The sequence below is a fragment of the Methylocystis sp. MJC1 genome (genome assembly GCF_026427715.1).
Classification (GTDB): domain Bacteria; phylum Pseudomonadota; class Alphaproteobacteria; order Rhizobiales; family Beijerinckiaceae; genus Methylocystis.
Window position 1 is genome coordinate 787677 of record NZ_CP107558.1, and the last position, 17017, is coordinate 804693.

General features: G+C 64.7%; 16 protein-coding genes. 3 read left to right on the plus strand and 13 right to left on the minus strand.

Annotation, left to right across the window (positions count from 1 at the left end):
* Positions 1 to 27 precede the first annotated feature (27 nt).
* The 10 genes from rplL to OGR47_RS03910 all read right to left on the minus strand — a co-directional run bounded on the left by rplL (position 28) and on the right by OGR47_RS03910 (position 9534).
* Entirely contained in the window at positions 28 to 402 is a 375-nt protein-coding gene (gene rplL / locus OGR47_RS03865) for a 50S ribosomal protein L7/L12 (protein ID WP_165051058.1), read from the minus strand.
* A gap of 45 nt (positions 403 to 447) precedes the next feature.
* A complete protein-coding gene (gene rplJ, locus OGR47_RS03870; RefSeq protein ID WP_165051056.1) occupies positions 448 to 963 on the minus strand; it encodes a 50S ribosomal protein L10 in 516 nt (171 codons plus the stop codon).
* 511 nt (positions 964 to 1474) lie between these two features.
* Positions 1475 to 1774, minus strand: coding sequence for a hypothetical protein (locus tag OGR47_RS03875; protein ID WP_165051054.1), 300 nt, complete (start codon positions 1772 to 1774; stop codon positions 1475 to 1477).
* A 113-nt stretch (positions 1775 to 1887) separates the two neighbouring features.
* Complete coding sequence (gene pheT, locus OGR47_RS03880; protein WP_165051052.1) at positions 1888 to 4299, minus strand: phenylalanine--tRNA ligase subunit beta; 2412 nt, start codon at positions 4297 to 4299, stop codon at positions 1888 to 1890.
* Complete coding sequence (locus tag OGR47_RS03885) at positions 4296 to 4790, minus strand: hypothetical protein (protein ID WP_165051049.1); 495 nt, start codon at positions 4788 to 4790, stop codon at positions 4296 to 4298. The genes pheT and OGR47_RS03885 overlap by 4 nt, the downstream gene beginning before the upstream one ends.
* Positions 4791 to 5123: 333 nt before the next feature.
* Complete coding sequence (pheS, locus tag OGR47_RS03890) at positions 5124 to 6203, minus strand: phenylalanine--tRNA ligase subunit alpha (RefSeq protein WP_165051045.1); 1080 nt, start codon at positions 6201 to 6203, stop codon at positions 5124 to 5126.
* 307 nt (positions 6204 to 6510) lie between these two features.
* The gene (locus OGR47_RS03895) at positions 6511 to 7488 is read right to left on the minus strand and encodes a bifunctional enoyl-CoA hydratase/phosphate acetyltransferase (protein WP_165051043.1); all 978 of its coding nucleotides are present in this window, start codon (positions 7486 to 7488) and stop codon (positions 6511 to 6513) included.
* A 13-nt stretch (positions 7489 to 7501) separates the two neighbouring features.
* On the minus strand, positions 7502 to 8020 hold the full coding sequence (locus OGR47_RS03900) for a DUF3280 domain-containing protein (protein ID WP_246729644.1): 519 nt from the start codon (positions 8018 to 8020) through the stop codon (positions 7502 to 7504).
* The gene (locus tag OGR47_RS03905) at positions 8017 to 8778 is read right to left on the minus strand and encodes a M48 family metallopeptidase (protein ID WP_165051040.1); all 762 of its coding nucleotides are present in this window, start codon (positions 8776 to 8778) and stop codon (positions 8017 to 8019) included. The genes OGR47_RS03900 and OGR47_RS03905 overlap by 4 nt, the downstream gene beginning before the upstream one ends.
* 111 nt (positions 8779 to 8889) lie before the next feature.
* Positions 8890 to 9534: an SCO family protein gene (locus tag OGR47_RS03910; RefSeq protein WP_165051038.1), complete on the minus strand. Its 645-nt coding sequence runs from the start codon at positions 9532 to 9534 to the stop codon at positions 8890 to 8892.
* Positions 9535 to 10008: 474 nt separating this feature from the next.
* Here OGR47_RS03910 and OGR47_RS03915 point away from each other — a divergent pair, with 474 nt between their 5' ends.
* Both OGR47_RS03915 and rpoH read left to right on the plus strand, forming a co-directional pair.
* Entirely contained in the window at positions 10009 to 11520 is a 1512-nt protein-coding gene (locus OGR47_RS03915; protein ID WP_165051036.1) for a helicase HerA-like domain-containing protein, read from the plus strand.
* 214 nt (positions 11521 to 11734) lie between these two features.
* Positions 11735 to 12619, plus strand: a complete 885-nt coding sequence (rpoH, locus tag OGR47_RS03920) for an RNA polymerase sigma factor RpoH (RefSeq protein WP_165051034.1) — start codon at positions 11735 to 11737, stop codon at positions 12617 to 12619.
* Positions 12620 to 12688: 69 nt separating this feature from the next.
* Here the strand turns inward: rpoH and OGR47_RS03925 are convergent, their stop codons facing one another.
* A complete protein-coding gene (locus OGR47_RS03925) occupies positions 12689 to 13765 on the minus strand; it encodes a M48 family metallopeptidase (protein ID WP_165051032.1) in 1077 nt (358 codons plus the stop codon).
* A 90-nt stretch (positions 13766 to 13855) separates the two neighbouring features.
* Between OGR47_RS03925 and OGR47_RS03930 the strand changes: the two genes are divergently transcribed.
* Positions 13856 to 14545 carry an SDR family oxidoreductase gene (locus OGR47_RS03930; RefSeq protein WP_165051029.1) on the plus strand — a complete coding sequence of 230 codons (690 nt, stop codon included), beginning with the start codon at positions 13856 to 13858 and terminating at the stop codon, positions 14543 to 14545.
* 169 nt (positions 14546 to 14714) lie between these two features.
* Here OGR47_RS03930 and shc read toward each other — a convergent pair whose 3' ends face one another.
* On the minus strand, positions 14715 to 16679 hold the full coding sequence (shc, locus tag OGR47_RS03935) for a squalene--hopene cyclase (protein WP_165051027.1): 1965 nt from the start codon (positions 16677 to 16679) through the stop codon (positions 14715 to 14717).
* Between the two features lie 30 nt (positions 16680 to 16709).
* The gene (locus OGR47_RS03940) at positions 16710 to 17003 is read right to left on the minus strand and encodes a helix-turn-helix domain-containing protein (RefSeq protein ID WP_165051025.1); all 294 of its coding nucleotides are present in this window, start codon (positions 17001 to 17003) and stop codon (positions 16710 to 16712) included.
* Between the last annotated feature and the right edge of the window lie 14 nt (positions 17004 to 17017).

The window sequence follows — 17017 nt, forward strand, 5'->3', positions numbered from 1 at the left end:
GCGGGAGAGGGGAAACAGTTAACGAGCTTACTTGAGCTCGACCTTGGCGCCGACCTTCTCGAGGGTCGCCTTGATCTTCTCGGCCTCTTCCTTCGAAGCGCCTTCCTTGACGGGCTTCGGAGCGCCTTCGACGAGATCCTTGGCTTCCTTCAGGCCGAGGCCGGTGATCGCGCGGACCTCCTTGATGACCTCGATCTTCTTGTCGCCGGCCGAAGCCAGGATCACGTTGAACTCGGTCTTCTCTTCAGCGGCCGGAGCGGCGGCGCCGGCCGGAGCAGCGGCGACGGCGACGGCGGCGGCGGCGGAGACGCCCCACTTCTCTTCGAGCAGCTTGGCGAGCTCAGCCGCCTCGAGGACGGTGAGAGCCGAGAGGTCTTCGACGATCTTTTCGAGATTAGCCATTTGTAGCGTCCTTTGAATTTGGTTCGATTTGGTTCTGCGAGCCTCTTAGGCCGCGTCCTTCTTGGCGTAGGCTCCGAACACGCGCGCGAGCTTGGCGGCTGGCGCGGTCGAGAGCTGGGCGATCTTGGTCGCGGGCGCATTGATGAGGCCCACGAGCTTGGCGCGCAGCTCGTCGAGAGACGGCAGGGTCGCAAGCGACTTGACGCCGTCCGTATTCAGCAGCGTGGCGCCCATGGCGCCGCCCAAAATCACGAATTTGTCGTGATCCTTGGCGAATGCCACGGCGACCTTCGGCGCCGCCACCGGATCGTCCGAATAGGCGATCAGGGTCGGCCCCTTGAGCAAGGGGCTGATGTCGGCGACGCTCGTGCCATCCAGAGCGATCTTGGCGAGGCGGTTCTTGGCGACCTGAACGGTTGCGCCCGCTTCGCGAGCCTGCTTGCGCAGCCTCTGCATCTGGGCGACGGTCAAGCCGGAGTAGTGCGCAACGACAACTGCGCCGGCCTTCGAAAAGACCTGCTGCAGCTCCGCTACGGCTTCTTTTTTCTCCGCTCTATCCACGGTTGCTCTCTTCTAACAGGCGGGAAACCCCGCCAGTTGCGACATGCCGCCCGCGGGAAAGCAGGCGGCGCCGTAGATCCTGTCCCCGAAACGAAGCGCCAGCTGGCGAACCGCTCCGGTTGAAGGGGCGCGAACCAAATTCGAAGGACGGTGACGTTTCCGCCAGCGGCCAAAAAATTCCGGTTTCCCCGTCTGTGCAGGCCGCCTTCGGACGACAGATTGCTCTGAGGCCCTCCGGGCGATTGAGCCGCTTGGAGCTGTGGACAACTCCGCGCCGGCGCCGGCAGTCTCGGACAGGACATGGCCGGACAGGACGCGAGGCTACAGCCCCGGGTCCGCCGGCCTATCCACCGTCTTTCCCTGCATGCCATTGACAAAGCCGAGGTTCGGACGGAAGCTTCAAAACTGAAATCGGGGCCGATTGCGTGTCTAGCCCCGGAACGGCCTATTTAATGGGGCCGCGCGCGTTTGCCAAGAGATAAATTTGGGGTTGTCCGGGCGGATGATGTGATTACCGCCGCCCAGGCGCGAACTCCATGCGTATGCGCCCCGAGCGGGCGCGGAACATATTCCCGCCGTACCCCATTGCTCGGTTGGAGGCGCTGGCTTTCGCCGCGTGGCTCCTGCCAAGGGTTCCCTTTTCGCCTTCGGCCGCAATCCCTGGATAGCTCGCGCCATGTTGGCCCCGCATCGGCCCGAAAGAGGCGAGGCAGAGATTATAGGCGTTGGCGTCCTTGATCGCCTCGCAGTCGTCTATCTTGCGCGGACCGGCGAGGGCGGGAGACGCCAGGAAAAGGGCGAGGATAGCCAAGAGAACGTCGTTGCGAGCGAAGCGAAGCAATCCAGGGGTGGCGCGCCGGCTCTGGATTGCTTCGTCGCTGCGCGCCTCGCAATGACGGCGGGGATCTTCGTGCTCGCTGGACCTCACCGCAGCGTCGCCCCAGTCTTCTTGCTCGCCTCGGCGACGATCTTCTGCGCGACGGCCTCGATCTCGGCGTCGGTCAGCGTCTTTTCGCGCGGCTGGAGCGTTACGGCGACGCCGACGGACTTCTTGCCCTCGGGCACGCCGACGCCCTCATAGACGTCGAAGACGCTGACATCCGTGATGAGCGTTTTGTCTGAGCCCGCCACAGCCTTGACGAGATTGCCCGCCGGCGCCGAGCGGTCGACGATGAAGGCGAAGTCGCGCGAGAGCGGCTGAAGATCGGAGAGGTCGAGCTTCGGCTTGATCTTGGTCGGCTTTGCCTTGGGGGCCGGCAGCACGTCGAGAATGATCTCGAACGCTGCGATCGGTCCCTCGACGTCGAGCGCCTTCAGCGCGCGCGGATGCAATTCGCCGAAATAGCCGACGACGGCCTTGGGGCCGAATTGCAGCGTCGCAGAACGGCCCGGATGGAACCAGGCTGGCCCGCCGGGGACGACCTGCAGGCCGCCGGTCGCCACGCCAAGCGCGCCCAGGAGCGCCATTACATCGGCTTTGGCGTCGAAGGCGCCGGCGCGCTGCGCGGGTGCGGACCAGTGCCGGCCGGCACCAGCAAGACCGCGGCGAATGCCGGCGGCGGCGAGGCGTTGGCCCTTCTCCGAGGGGTCGATGAAGATTTGGCCGACCTCGAAGAGGTCCTGGTCGCCCAGCCCGCGCGCGGCGTTGCGATGGGCGGCGGCGACGAGCCCCGGCAGCAGGCTCGGGCGCATGTCGGAAAGATCGGCCGCGATCGGATTGGCCAGCGCCAGACCCGGCGTCCCGCCGCCGAAAACTTCCGCTTGCTCCTTGGAGACGAAGGACCAGGTGACGGCCTCGACGAGCCCCTGCGAGGCCAGCGCACGGCGGGCGTTGCGGGCGCGTTTCTGCATCAGCGTCAGCACGGCGGCCGCGACGCCCTCTGCGCGCGGCAGTGGCGTCGAAGGCACATTATCGACGCCATAGATGCGGACGATCTCCTCGACGATATCCGCCTTGCCCTCGATGTCCGGCCGCCACGTCGGCGCGGTGATATTGGCGCGCTCCGTTCCGGTCTTTTCGACGGTGAAGCCCAGGCGCTCGAGAATGGCGGTCGCCTCCGCTTGCGTCACGTCGACGCCCGCGAGGCGCTGCGTCTCGCTCCAGGGGAAATCCACGACGCGCGCGTTGCGTGGGACCGCGCCGGCGATAACGAGCTGAGAAGCCTCGCCGCCGCAAAGCTGCAAGACGAGCTGCGTCGCGAGCTCTATTCCCGGGAGAGCGAAGTCGGCGTCCACGCCGCGCTCGAAACGGTAGCGCGCGTCGGTGACGATGCCGAGCTTGCGGCCTGTGTGGGCGATGTTCTGCGGGTCCCACAGCGCCGACTCGATCAGCACGTCGGTCGTGTCGGCGCTGCAGCCGGAAACCTCACCGCCCATGACGCCAGCGATGGATTCGACGCCATTGTCGTCCGCGATGACCACCATGGTCTCGTCGAGCGCATGCGTCTTGCCGTCGAGCGCGAGCAGCGTCTCACCGGCGCGCGCGCGCCGTACGGCAAGATTGCCCTTCACCTTATTGGCGTCGAAGACATGCAGCGGGCGAGCGCGGTCGAAGGTGAGAAAATTGGTGATGTCGACGAGCGCATTGATGGGACGCAGGCCAATCTCGCGCAGACGCTTTTGCAGCCACGACGGACTTGGGCCGTTCTTGACGCCCTTCACCAGGCGCAGGCCGAAGAAGGGCGCGAGATGTCTGTCGTCTTCCGTGAAATCGAGCGTCACTCCGACGGGGCAGGGGAACTTGCCCTCGACAGGGAGAATGTCCTTCTCCTTCAGCACGCCGAGCCCCGCCGCCGCGAGGTCTCGTGCGACGCCATAGACGCCGGCGGCGTCGGGACGATTGGGCGTGAGGTTAATCTCTATGACCGGATCGTCGAGCCCCGCCCATTGCGCGTAGATGGCTCCGACCGGGGCGTCCTCGGGCAGCTCGATGATGCCTTCGCTTTCCGTCGCAAGGTCGAGCTCCTCGAAGGAGCACATCATGCCGAGCGACTCGACCCCGCGAATGACGCCCTTGCCCAGCGTGATCTTTTTGCCTGGAATATATGTGCCCGGGGCCGAGAAGACCGTCTTGAGGCCGGCGCGCGCATTGGGCGCGCCGCAGACGACCTGCACCAGATCGCCAGCGCCTGTATCGACCTTGCAGACGCGAAGCCGGTCGGCGTTCGGGTGCTGCTCCTCCTCGGCGATTTGCGCGATGGTGAAGGCTTTCAGCTGCGCGGCGGGATCGTGCACATGCTCGACTTCGAGGCCGATGCGCGTGAGCGTCTCGACGATCTCGGCGAGCGTGGCGGAAGTGTCGAGATGCTCTTTGAGCCAGGAGAGGGTCAGTTTCATTGTGCCAAATTCCGGTTTTGCGTTCTGCTGGCCCGCCTAGGCTTGCTGATCAGATTGACCGAGAGCAATCGCTTGGTTGCTTCGTCGAGGGTGCGAATCTTTTCTACAGCGTCTCTGGCGCCTGCAACCAATCTACGCACTTCATCTCTGGAATGGCCGGACCATTCTGGGTCGTAATCGGCGCTCTCGCGCGCCTCTTGAAGTTCGAGTATCACGGGGCTGAGATGCTTGACGATTGATCCGAAGGCTTTCTCGTCACGCGCCTGCTGAAAGACTCGGCGCACGGCTTCATGGTCGAGAGCTCGATGTATGACGCGGGACGCCTGCCAATCGATACGAGTTCCAATAAGCGTATCTGCGCACATCCATGCGAGCGTATTGAAGACCGCGTAATATGCCGACGACATAGCGCGCCGTAGGCTGGCTTGTCGTGGCTTTCCTTTGTCTCTTCCCGCGAGTTCTTCCGCAATGTCGAGGAGGTCGTCGATCATCAGTGAGAACGCGTCGAATGTGGCTCGAATGATTCGTCTTCCACAGAGACGTCCTCGGGATGCGTGAATTTCATGTAAGGGAAGCGAGAATCCCTGATTGCCAATAGCGCATCGCTCACGGCAACTCTTGCGTCGATTGACTTATCCGTCGACAGCGGCTGGTCGCTTCGCTTCATAACGACTTCCAGGAACAAAGCTTCTTCGTCAGCGTGATTGAGCTCCTCGCGAATCACCACATGGTCTATCGCAGAGGGGCCGAGCGTTTGAATGAGAGCCCGTTCGATTGCGCATCTCGTCGAGGCTGAGACAGTCATTCGACTTTTCCTCTTCTGCTCAACCGCTCAACCCGCCCGCGAGCGTCGGGAAGTCCAGTGGCCTGAACCCATAATGCTCCAGCCAGCGGGTGTCGGCGTCGAAGAAGGCGCGCAGGTCCGACATGCCGTATTTCAGCATGGCCAGGCGGTCGATGCCCACGCCGAAGGCGAAGCCCTGGTATACGTCCGGGTCGTGCCCGCAGTTGCGCAGCACATTGGGATGCACCATGCCGCAGCCCAGAATCTCCATCCAATCCTCGCCCTCGCCGAAGCGGATTTCGCCGCCCTGGCGCCGGCACTGCACGTCGACCTCCATCGAGGGCTCGGTGAAGGGAAAGAAGGAGGGGCGGAAACGCAGCTTCACGCCCTTCACCTCGAAGAAGCTCTTGAGGAACTCCTCCAGCACCCATTTGAGGTGCCCCAGATGCGTCGATTGGTCGATGACCAGCCCCTCGACCTGATGGAACATGGGCGTATGGGTCTGGTCGAAATCGCAGCGATAGACGCGCCCCGGGCAGATGACGCGGATCGGCGGCTTTTGGGAGAGCATGGTGCGCACCTGCACCGGGCTCGTATGGGTGCGCAGCAGCTTTTTCTCGCCCGCCTCCGGAGAGAGGAAGAACGTGTCCTGCATCTCGCGGGCGGGATGGCCCTCGGGGAAGTTCAGCCTGGTGAAATTATAGTCGTCGCTTTCGATATCCGGCCCCTCGGCCACCGCGAAGCCCATATCCGCGAAAATGACCGAAAGCTCGTCCATCACCTGAGAAATCGGATGGATGCGACCGCGCTCCAGCGGGCTCCGCGCCGCGGGGAGCGTCACGTCGAGCGTTTCGGCCTTGAGCCGCGCCTCCAGCGCCGCCTCGGCGAGCGCGGCGCGGCGGGCGGCGAGCGCCTCGGTCGCCTTGTCCTTCAGCGCATTGATCTTGGCGCCTTCGGTCTTGCGCTCCTCGGGCGACATTTTGCCGAGCGTCGACAGCAGCGCCGAAATCGCCCCCTTCTTGCCGAGCGCGGCGAGACGCACGGCCTCGAGCGCCGGCTCGTCAGCGGCCTCGGCGATCTGGCGGAGCGTGTCTTCTTCGAGTTTCACGATGTCGGTCATGTCGGCGCGTCTGTTTGCGGAATAGGCGGTAAGCGCCCGTCATTGCGAGCGAAGCGAAGCAATCCAGGGCGGCGATGGCGACCCCTGGCTTGCTTGGCGGCTTTCCCCTCGCAATGACGGCGGAAGCCAGAGCCTGCCCCGCTGCCTGAAAGATTTCACAGGCCTTCTGCCACGCGCGGGGGCTTCTGTCGAGGCTAGAGCGCATTCCGCAAAAGTTGACAGACTTTTGCGAAAAGAATGCGCTCCAGCTTTTTGAATCTGCGCGCTTTCTAATCGCTCGCATGATTCCATGCGAGCGGAAAGCGCGCTAGGTCGTCGCCCTCGGCCGGTGGGCGAAAAGCTGGGCCAGGGCCGAGGAGGCGACGCGCGACTTCACGTCGTCGGCGCGGCTGGTCAAAACAATGGGAACACGGGCGCCCAGCACGATGCCCGCCGTGTCGGCGCCAGCCAGAAACACCAGCTGCTTGGCCAGAATATTCCCGGATTCCAGGTCGGGGGCGACGAGGATGTCCGGATCGCCCGCCACCTCGGAGACAATGTGCTTGGCATCGGCGGCGTCGCGGGAAATGGCGTTGTCGAAGGCGAGCGGGCCGTCGAGGATCGCGCCGGCGATCTGGCCGCGGTCCGCCATCTTGCACAATGCGCCGGCTTCCACGGTCGAAGGGATTTTCGGCTCGACCGTCTCGACCGCCGAGAGGATAGCGACCTTCGGGAGCGCTATGCCGATGGCGTGGGCGAGGTCGACCGCATTGCGCACGATGTCGCGCTTGATGTCGAGCGTGGGGCCGATATTGATCGCCGCGTCGGTGACGAGCAGGAGCTTATGATAGGTCGGCGCGTCGATCACGAAGACATGGCTAATGCGCCGATCGGTGCGCAGCCCCGTGCCGTCGCGCACCACGGCCGCCATCAGCTCGTCGGTGTGCAGCGCGCCCTTCATGATGGCGTGAAGCTTGCCGCGCCGCACCAGCTCGACCGCCTGATCGGCCGCTGCGTGGCTATGCGGGGCCTCGACGATGTCGACGTCCTCGAGCGAGACGCCGGCCTCGCGCGCAGCCGCCTCCATTTTCTTGCAGGGGCCGATCAGCGTGGGCACGATCAGCCCCTTGTCACGCGCGGCCAGCGCGCCTTCGAGCGACGGCCGGTCACAGGGGTGAACCACCCCCATGCGGATCGGCGGCAGGGATTGAGCGCGCGTGACGAGCTCTTGCAGCAGCGCCCCGCGCGGCCGGGCAAAGACGGCGCTCCATGGCGGAGGGGCTTTGCCGCTGTCGCACTCGCTCATCTCTTTCGCCCTCTCAGATCGCCGGGTCGCGCGCCAGCCGCTCGGTGAAGAATTTCGCCGCCCGCGCGTAGGACTGGTCGTTGTCGCCGCGGAAGTCGAATCCTTGATGAAAGATAAGCTCGCCAGACGACACCCGCGTGATGGAGACGCCCAGGCTCAATATCAGCGTGCTCACCTTGTTGACGAGGCCGGTCATCACGAGGTCGGCCCCGGCCTCCTTACCGAGCGCTGCGGCGCAATTGCAGGTGCGAATATAGGTCTGGGCCAGGGTCCGATCGAGCGCCTCCTGCACGACTGCGCGGTCGACGATCTCATAGGTTCCCTGCGCCGCGAGCCCCGAGGCGATGGCGTTGCGCACATCCGTGAGCCGCCGCGCGTGATCGGCGCGCTGGTCGATGGGCTCGTTGGAGGTGTCGATAATCTCGAAATCGAGGACGAGAAGACGTTTCCCGGTTTTGATCCCAGCTTGCGCCCGGGCGGCGAACGGAAGAAGCGCCGTCGCGGCGATGAGCCGCCGCCGGTCGAGCATCATCCTTTGGCTCCATATTTATGCAGATGCGCGCCATGCGCCGAGAGCCAAGCTTCGGCGCGATCCGTGTCGGAACAAAGGCGACGCGCGAGCGACCAGAATCGCGGCGAATGGTCGAGATGCACCAGATGCGCAACCTCATGGGCCGCGAGATAGTCGAGCACGAGAGGCGGCGCCATGATCAGCCGCCATGAAAAATTCAGCGATCCCGTCGAGGAGCACGAACCCCATCGGCTCACCGGATCGCGCAGCCCGACGCCGCGAGGCGGCAGCTCCAGCGCCGACGTGTGCCGCGCGACGGCGTCTTCGAGGTCCCGCCGCGCCTCGCGCTTGAAGTGATCCTGCACGCGCCGGTGCACATGTTCGGCTTGGCCCGCAACGCAAATTGCGAGCTGCGTCTCGACATCGTCGCGCTCCTCCACCCACACCGTGCCGCGCCGCTCGGGCAAATGAATGATGGCGTGATCGACTCCGCGCAGCGGAATGAGAGAGCCATGCGCGAAAGGAATCGTTGCCGGGAGCCGGTTCAATCGCGTGGCGATCCATCCGGCGTGGCGCTGGGCGAAAGCGCGCGCCTCGCGAATCGATGCGCGGCTCGGCATGGTGAGAACCGCGTCGCGCGCGGCGAATCGAACCCTTAGGGTAAAACGCCGCGCGGTGGTCGCGCGGCGCAAGGCGACGACGATGGTTTCGCCGGCGTGTTCAAGTGTAATGAGAGACGAACCCTTGCCGGAGGGGCCGTCGCGCAAAAGGCGAAGCATGCGAACATGCTAGCGAAAGGCTGCGTGAGTCGCGAGTTCGAAAAACGCAACTACCGCAAAAAATTTGCTTGGCGTAGACTTGCGAGTCGTCCTGCGCCACGGTGAGGCGCGTCACAGGTAACGCGCGAGTTCCTTCGCCGCTTCCTCGGGCTTCCGGTTGACGTTGAAGGAGGTCACGAAGCGGCCGTTCTTATCCATAAGATAGACGACCGTGGTATGATCCACGGCATAGTCTTCATCCTTGCCGGGCGCACGCTTCGCGTAGATGCGATAAGAGCGCAGCATCGGTTCGAGCTGTGCGCGGGGGCCCGTGAGGCCGGTGATGCGCGGATCGAAACTGGCGAGATAGTCCTTCAACACCTCCTGGGTGTCGCGCTCCGGATCGACGGTGACGAATAGCCCGCCGACCTTCGCGTAGGAACCGAGCGCGCGCAAAATCTCGGACATCTCGAAGAGCGTCGTATGGCACACGTCTGGACAATGCGTGTAGCCGAAGAAGATGAGATAGGGCTTGCCGAGCAAATCCTTCTCATTGATCTGCGCGCCCGTCTGCGACGTGAGCTGAAAAGGACCGCCGATGGCGGACGCCGGCGGCGCGGGAGGCGTGTTGCTCGTCACGGCGACAAAGACGCCGAAGACAAGGGCGAAAACAGCGCCAGCGCCGATGAGCAGGCCTTTCGAGACGCCCGGGCCGCTCGCCGCCTTTTTATCGCCGCGCTTGTTCCTGCCGTTCCCTCTCACCGACCCTCTGGACATGCGTGCCTTCCCTGCGTCTTTTTGGCCGTCTCTTGCGGCGGTTTCTTCTGATTTTGAACTCTTGCGCCAGTCGACAAAAACGATATGCGCTCTTCCACGTTATGCGTGTCACTGCATGGATCGAAGCCGCGCGCCGAGAGCGCCGTCTTCGGCCTCCCCGCGAGGCGTCGCGGCAGTCTCTCCTGCGATGACGGCAGGATGGCCTTGAGTCCAAACAGCGCCGCTGGCTCTTCTTCTCCAGATTGACCGCGGCTGCAAGCTAGAGGGTTGCCGGCCGCGGCTTCGGGCGCTTGCCGCATGCGCCCGGTCGTGCAACGGCGAACCTCTCCGATAACGAATTTAGCTCGCCGGCGCGCATTCGCCAAGCCACGGCTTTTGATCGTCGGCGGTTATGCTGCATTGCGGCGCGGATGCGGGAAGCTCGGGAATGATGTAGCCTCTTTCGCCATTGATTCCCAGTGAAAGCGGCGCCTCATGACCGGAACGAGTGAAAGCTGTCCCACCGCCGTCCCCGGCAAGATTCTCGTGGGCGCGACACATGGGCAGCATGCTCGAGCCTATCGCTATCTGACACTGTCGCTCGGTAATCGCCATGGCCTCATTTCCGGCGCGACCGGCGGTGGCAAAACGGTGTCGTTGCAGCTCCTCGCCGAAGGCTTCTCCAACGCGGGAACCGCGGTCTTCCTCGCCGATGTAAAGGGCGACCTCTCGGGCCTCTCCCAGCCCGGCGACTCCAAGCCTGCTTTCGTCAAGCGCGCCGAGGAAATCGGCCTCGACTATCAGCCGGATCGCTTTCCTGTCGTCTATTGGGACGTCTTCGGCGAGCAAGGGCACATGGTGCGCGCCACCGTCTCGGAAATGGGCCCGCTGCTTATTTCGCGCCTGCTCGACCTCAACGACACGCAGGAAGGCGTCATCAACATCGTCTTCAAGGTCGCGGACGAGCAGGGGCTTTTGCTCCTCGATCTGAAGGATCTTCGCGCCGCGCTCGCCCATGTCGCCGACAACGCAGCCGAATTCAAGGTGAAATACGGCAATATCGCACCGGCGAGCGTCGGCGCGATTCAGCGCCAGCTTCTCGTGCTGGAGACGCAGGGCGGCGACAAGTTCTTTGGCGAGCCGCCGCTGGAGATTACCGATTTCATCCGGACGGATCGCGACGGACGCGGCGTGGTGAACATTCTCGCCGCTGACAAGCTGATGCGCGCGCCGAAGCTCTACGCCACTTTCCTTTTGTGGATGCTCTCGGAGCTTTTCGAGACGCTTCCCGAGGTCGGCGATCAGGACAAACCCAAGCTCGTCTTCTTCTTCGACGAAGCGCATCTCCTTTTCGACGATGCGCCAAAGGCGCTGCTCTCGGCGATCGAGCAGGTGGTCAGGCTCATCCGCTCGAAGGGCGTCGGCGTCTATTTCATCACGCAGAATCCGCTCGACGTGCCGGATACCGTGCTGGGCCAACTCGGCAATCGCATTCAGCACGCGCTGCGCGCCTTCACGCCGCGCGACCAGAAAGCGGTGCGCGCGGCGGCCGAGACCTTCCGCAAGAACCCGTCCTTCGACACGGCGGACGCCATTATGCATCTTGGCGTCGGCGAGGCGCTCGTCTCCATGCTGGGCGACAAGGGCGCGCCGGAGATCGTCGACCGCGTGCTAATCGCGCCGCCCGCCGCCCGCGTCGGGCCCGTGACGCCGCAAGAGCGCGCCGCCGTCATGGGCGAGAGCAAATTCTCCGGCAAATATGACACGCCCATCGACCGCGACTCGGCCTACGAGACCCTGCAAGGGGGCGGACAAAACGCCGCAGGCGGCGGCTTGATCGGGACCATCGGCGGCGTGTTGGGCAAGCTTTTCGGTTCGGCCAAGGGACAGAAGCTCTCGCCCGCCGAGGCCGCGCTGCGCTCGGCGGTCCAAAGCGCGGCGCGCACAGCGGGAAATCGCATCGCCAAGGAAATCTTGCGCGGCGTCCTGGGCGGCATCACTAAATAGAATCTTAAGCTTCGCGAAGTGTCGGAACCTCCCCGGCGACGCTTTCGCCGGGCCTTTATTACGGAATCTTAATCCCGACTTTAGCGAGTTGTCACGTAGCAGTCATTTTCCTGCCCGGCGTTTCCGGCCTATACTATCCTTGTTGCGATCGGCGAATGCGCGATCGACCATCGCGGGCTTGCCGCCCCGGGAGCCCGTCAGGGGAGGGACGAATATGGCGAATGCTTTGCCCATCGTCGCGGAAGGCGGGCTCGCCCGCTACCTTGCCGAAATCCGCCGGTTCCCCATGCTGGAGCCGCAGCAGGAATATATGCTCGCCAAGCGTTGGCGCGAACATGAAGACCCGAAGGCTGCTCAGAAGCTTGTCACCTCGCATCTGCGCCTCGTGGCCAAGATCGCCATGGGCTATCGCGGCTACGGCCTGCCGATCGGCGAGATCGTCTCCGAAGGCAATGTCGGCCTGATGCAGGCCGTCAAGCGCTTCGAGCCGGATCGCGGCTTCCGCCTCGCCACATATGCGATGTGGTGGATCCGCGCGTCCATTCAAGAATATATCCTGCGCTCATGGTCGCTCGTCAAAATGGGCACCACCGCCAGCCAGAAGAAGCTCTTCTTCAACCTCCGCAAGGCCAAGAGCCGCATCTCCGCCTTCGAGGAGGGCGATCTGCGGCCCGAGAATGTCGAGAAGATTGCGACGCGCCTCGGGGTCTCGCAGCAGGACGTGATCGAGATGAACCGCCGTATGGGCGGCGACGCCTCGCTCAACGCGCCGCTGCGGGAGGAAGGGGAAGGCGAATGGCAGGATTGGCTCGTCGACGACAGCGACGACCAGGAGCGCGTCCTCGCCGCGCAGGAGGAGAGCAGCAATCGCTTGAAGGCGCTGCGCGGCGCGCTCGACGTGCTCAATCCGCGCGAACGCCGCATCTTCGAGGCGCGCCGCCTCGCCGACGATCCGGTGACGCTCGAGCAACTTTCCGAGGAGTTCGGCGTCTCCCGCGAGCGCGTGCGGCAGATCGAAGTCCGCGCCTTCGAGAAGGTGCAGGCGGCGGTGAAGTCCGGCGTGGCGCGGATCGAAGAAACCCACGCAGCGGCGATGTGAGGGGGCGCGAGCCCCTTCACCCGCGCTCTCCGTCACTGCGAGCGGAGCGAAGCAATGACGTAAGCGGCGCTAGCCGCAAATCCCCTTCAGCGCCGCCCACTCTTCGTCGCTTAAAAGCGGCGTCGCCGTCTCGCCCTTGTCGGCCGCCTCGAGCGCCTCCAGCCGATCCGCGCTGAGCGGGTGGTCGTGAAGAATGCTCAGGGGCCCGCCGTCGTCCTCCCCCGTGATCCGCACCAGCAATTCACCCATGGGTTTCGCGGGCCGGCCGAGCGCGCCGAGGGTCTTGGCGGCGAAGGCGTCGGCCTGGGCCTCGTTTTCGCGCGAATGGGCGGCGTTGAACAAGGAATTGCCGACGACGACCATGGCCGAGGCCTCGGTCACGTCGCCGAAGACCAGGCCGACAAGCATGGCCGTGCCGCCTGTCTCTATGATGCGGCGCAGATGGTCGCGGTGTTCCAGATGGCCGAGCTCATGGGCGAGCACGCCGATGACTTCGTCCTGCGACCAGGCTTTATCCAACAAGCCCGAGAGCAAGTAGATCTTGCCGCCGGGCAAGGCGAAAGCGTTCGGGGTCTTTGACGAAAGGACCTCGATCGTCGCGGGCAGGCGCAGATGGGCGGCGGCCTCGAGGCGGCGCGAGACTTTCTGCAAGGCCTCCATGCCCTTGGGCGTTTGGCAGCTTTTGCCCGGGAAGGTCTTGCGCGCTTCTTCGTCGGCGCCCGCGCCGAGCTTCTTTTCCCACGCCACGGGAATGGCGGGGGCGATGAGATCGGCCGTGCGCGGCACGCCGCCCCAGAGGAAGGCGCCCAGCATCACGCTTGCGGCGAGGCCATAGATGAGCCTCTTGCGCCCCTCGGGATTGGGCGTCTCCCTCTCGCCCAAGAGCAGGAGGCAGTGGCGCACGACGTCGGTCTGCGTTTGCGGATCGTCCACTTCGAGCCGGGCGCCCTTCGGCCCGCCGAGCGCCATGAGGCGCATGACGCCGCCGGGCGGCGGCACGCGGCGCACGTCCGCATAGGGCCAAGCCGCGAGCAGGACGCCGTCTTCCGTGATTTCGAGCGCGGGGCCGAAGACGAGCTGGACGGCGCGGCGTCTTTCAATAGAGCCGTCGAAATAGCTGGCGTTGCCGGTCGCTTCCGTCGTCACGCGCCCTCCTCGACCAAAGGCTAGCACCGTAAGAGCCAAAGACAAAACGCGGCGCTATATGGAGAAGCGAAGCGCTGCAGGAGATTGGTGATGTCGCATTGGCTCATTGCCGGCGCGAGCCGGGGCATTGGTTTGGAGCTGGCGCGCCAGCTCGCGCTGAGGGGTGAGCGCGTGAGCGCGAGCGTGCGGAGTGAAAACGGCCGCGCGGCCTTACAGGAGGCGCTGGAGCCACTGGGCGACAGGGGGCAAATTCTCATCTTCGACACGCGCGACGACGCACAAATCCGCGAGGCCGCCGCGGAGGTGAGCGAGCCGATCGACGCGCTTGTCGCCAACGCCGGCGCCTATGGGCCGCAGCGCCAATCGGCGCTCGATATGGATTTCGACGGCGTGCTCGATCTCGTCAACGTCAATACGCTCGGGCCTTTGCGCGTCGCTCAGGCGTTTTTGCCGCTCATCAAGCAGGCCGAGCGGCCGCGCATCGCGATGATCTCGAGCGTCTTGGGCTCGATGGCGCTGGAAGGGACCTTCAACGTCGGATACCGCATCTCGAAAGCCGGGCTCAACAAGATCGTCCAATGTCTCGCCGACGATCTGAAGCCCGAAGGCATTCCAGTCATTTCCATGCATCCGGGCTGGGTGCGCACCGATATGGGCGGGCCCAACGCGCCGGTCAGCGCCGAGGACAGCGCCGCGGGCATTATTGGCGTCATCGAGCGGCTGACGCTCGCGGATACGCGCAGATTCGTCGATTACAAGGGCGCGGAAATCGACTGGTGAGCGCGGGCCGATACGCCCCCTCCCCACCCACCCGGCAGGGGTTGGGGCGACAATCTTGGGCGTGATCTCGGCCGGACCCCACCCGACCTCGCTTTCGCGGGGCCACCCCCCCCCCCGTAAAGGGGAGGGATGGGGGCGCCGAGATTGCCGATCGCCGGGGAAACCGCCTTTACAGCCCCACCTGCACCAGCTTGCTGTTCGTTTGCAGCAGGTTGCGGTAGCGCGCCAACGCCCAGAGCGGGAAGAATCTGCGATAGCCGTGGTAGCGCAGGTAGAAGACGCGCGGGAAGCCGGTCGCCGTGAAGCGCGGCTCGTTCCAGAGTCCGTCCTGAGCCTGCGTCGCCTGCAGATAGGCGACGCCGCGTGCGACCGCCGGATGATCGACCTCGCCCGCCGCCATCAGGCCGAGCAGCGCCCAGGCGGTTTGCGAAGAGGTCGAGGGCGCGGGCTCATAGCCCTTGTAGTCGAGCTTGTAGCTCGCGAGATCCTCGCCCCAGCCGCCGTCCGCGTTCTGGATCGAGACGAGCCAGTCCACCGCTCGGTGATAGGATTCGTGCTCATGCGGCAGGCCGACGGCGTTGAGCGCGCAGAGCGCCGACCAGGCGCCGTAGATGTAATTGGCGCCCCAGCGGCCGAACCAGGAACCGTCCTTTTCCTGCTCTTTCAGCAGATAGTCGACGCCGCGCCGCAGGCATTCGCTCGATTCCACCGTGTCGCCGAGTTGCGCCAGCATGGAAATGCAGCGCGCCGAGACGTCCACCGTCGGCGGATCGAGCAGCGCGCCATGGTCGGCGAAGGGGATGTGGTTGAGATAATGATAGACGTTGTCGGCGTCGAAGGCGCCCCAGCCGCCGTTCTTCGACTGCATGCCGACGACCCATTCCTTGGCGCGCGCGATGCGCTCGGCATAGGGCTTTTTCTCTTCGGCGCTGGTGAGGCGGTCCATGGCGGTAGCGACGACGGCCGTGTCGTCCACGTCCGGATAATGCGCATTGGCGTATTGGAACGCCCAGCCGCCGGGCCGCAAACCGGGCCGCTGAACCGCCCAGTCGCCCTTCATATCCAGCACCTGCAGGGGCGCGAGCCAATCGCAGGCGGCCCGCGCCTTCTCGCGCGCGTCCGCGTCGCCGGTCTCCAGCAGCGCATGCGCCACGAGCGAGGTGTCCCACACCGGCGAGACGCAGGGCTGGCAATAGGCTTCCGTTTCATTGACGACGAGCAGCCGCTCGATCGACTCGCGTGCGTGCTTCACGCGCTGGTCGGTCTCGGGGACGCCGAGCGCGTCATACATCAGCAGGCTGTTGACCATCGCCGGGAAGATGGCGCCGAGACCATCGACGCCGTTCAAGCGCTCGGTCGTCCAGCGTTCGGCGAGCTGAACGGAGTAGTCGCGCGAACGCTTCGGCATATGAGGCTCGAGCAGGCGCAGCAGCTTGTCGATCTCGCCGAAAATATGCGCCCAGGGCCAGGTCTGATGCTCGCCCTTCGGCCAGACCTTCACCTCTTCCGGCGGCGTCGTGAAGAGCTCCTGGATATGGACGTTCTTCGGGTTCTTCGCGCACGGCTTATAGGTCATCAGCACCAGGAGCGGCACGAGAACCGTGCGGCCCCAGTAGGAAATCTTGTCGAGATGGAAGGGAAACCACCTCGGCAGCAGCATGATCTCGACCGGCATCACCGGCACGCCGCGCCAGGGGATCTGGCCGTAAAGCGCGAGCAGCGAGCGCGTGAAGACATTGGAGTTCGCCGCGCCGCCATGGGCGAGGATCGCCGCGCGGGCGCGCGCCATGTGCGGGGCGTCGATGTCGTCGCCGATCATCTTGAGCGCGAAATAGGCCTTCACGCTGGCCGAGATGTTGAATGCGCCGTCCTGGAACAGCGGCCAGCCGCCGTGATCGCCCTGCATGCGGCGCAGATAGACCGCGATCTTGCGCTCCAATTCGGCGTCGACCGGCTCGGCGCGGAAATGGCGCATCAGCACATATTCGGCGGGGATGGTGGTGTCCGCCTCCAGCTCGAAGCACCAATGGCCGTCCGCCTTGCCGAGGTCTAAAAGCGCGGCTTTGGCGCTCTGAATGCTCGCTTCGAGCGCATCTGCGGTCGGCGCGTCACTGGCGCGAAGGGCTGCGGTCATGGTTTGTCCTTTTTGCTCAATTTCATAGCGCTATGCGATGCGAAGCGTGGCGGTTTCCGCCGCGTCGCCCTCGCCATGCGGCGTGACGACGATTTCGACGTCCTGGCCCAGCGCGACCAGGAAGCGCAGGAGCCGCTCCAGGGAGAACTGCCGGAAGTCGCCGCGCAGCATCTTGGAGACGTCGGGCTGCCTGACGCCGAAAAGCCGCGCCGCCTCGACCTGTTTGAGGCCGCGCGCCTTCAGAAGCGCCTCGATCTTACGGACCAGCTGCGCCTTGAGGATGTGATCCTCCGCATGTCTCGGCGTCGGCTGGCTTTCACTCATCTTATCAAGCCTGT

What these genes read in the sequence shown, in the direction of transcription:
- rplL (WP_165051058.1), bottom strand. Translation starts at nt 402, where the DNA reads ATGGCTAATCTCGAAAAGATCGTCGAAGACCTCTCGGCTCTCACCGTC.
- pheT (WP_165051052.1), bottom strand. Translation starts at nt 4,299, where the DNA reads ATGAAACTGACCCTCTCCTGGCTCAAAGAGCATCTCGACACTTCCGCC.
- OGR47_RS03885 (WP_165051049.1), bottom strand. Translation starts at nt 4,790, where the DNA reads ATGATCGACGACCTCCTCGACATTGCGGAAGAACTCGCGGGAAGAGAC.
- pheS (WP_165051045.1), bottom strand. Translation starts at nt 6,203, where the DNA reads ATGACCGACATCGTGAAACTCGAAGAAGACACGCTCCGCCAGATCGCC.
- OGR47_RS03895 (WP_165051043.1), bottom strand. Translation starts at nt 7,488, where the DNA reads ATGAGCGAGTGCGACAGCGGCAAAGCCCCTCCGCCATGGAGCGCCGTC.
- OGR47_RS03900 (WP_246729644.1), bottom strand. Translation starts at nt 8,020, where the DNA reads ATGATGCTCGACCGGCGGCGGCTCATCGCCGCGACGGCGCTTCTTCCG.
- OGR47_RS03905 (WP_165051040.1), bottom strand. Translation starts at nt 8,778, where the DNA reads ATGCTTCGCCTTTTGCGCGACGGCCCCTCCGGCAAGGGTTCGTCTCTC.
- OGR47_RS03910 (WP_165051038.1), bottom strand. Translation starts at nt 9,534, where the DNA reads ATGTCCAGAGGGTCGGTGAGAGGGAACGGCAGGAACAAGCGCGGCGAT.
- OGR47_RS03915 (WP_165051036.1), top strand. Translation starts at nt 10,009, where the DNA reads ATGACCGGAACGAGTGAAAGCTGTCCCACCGCCGTCCCCGGCAAGATT.
- rpoH (WP_165051034.1), top strand. Translation starts at nt 11,735, where the DNA reads ATGGCGAATGCTTTGCCCATCGTCGCGGAAGGCGGGCTCGCCCGCTAC.
- OGR47_RS03930 (WP_165051029.1), top strand. Translation starts at nt 13,856, where the DNA reads ATGTCGCATTGGCTCATTGCCGGCGCGAGCCGGGGCATTGGTTTGGAG.
- shc (WP_165051027.1), bottom strand. Translation starts at nt 16,679, where the DNA reads ATGACCGCAGCCCTTCGCGCCAGTGACGCGCCGACCGCAGATGCGCTC.
- OGR47_RS03940 (WP_165051025.1), bottom strand. Translation starts at nt 17,003, where the DNA reads ATGAGTGAAAGCCAGCCGACGCCGAGACATGCGGAGGATCACATCCTC.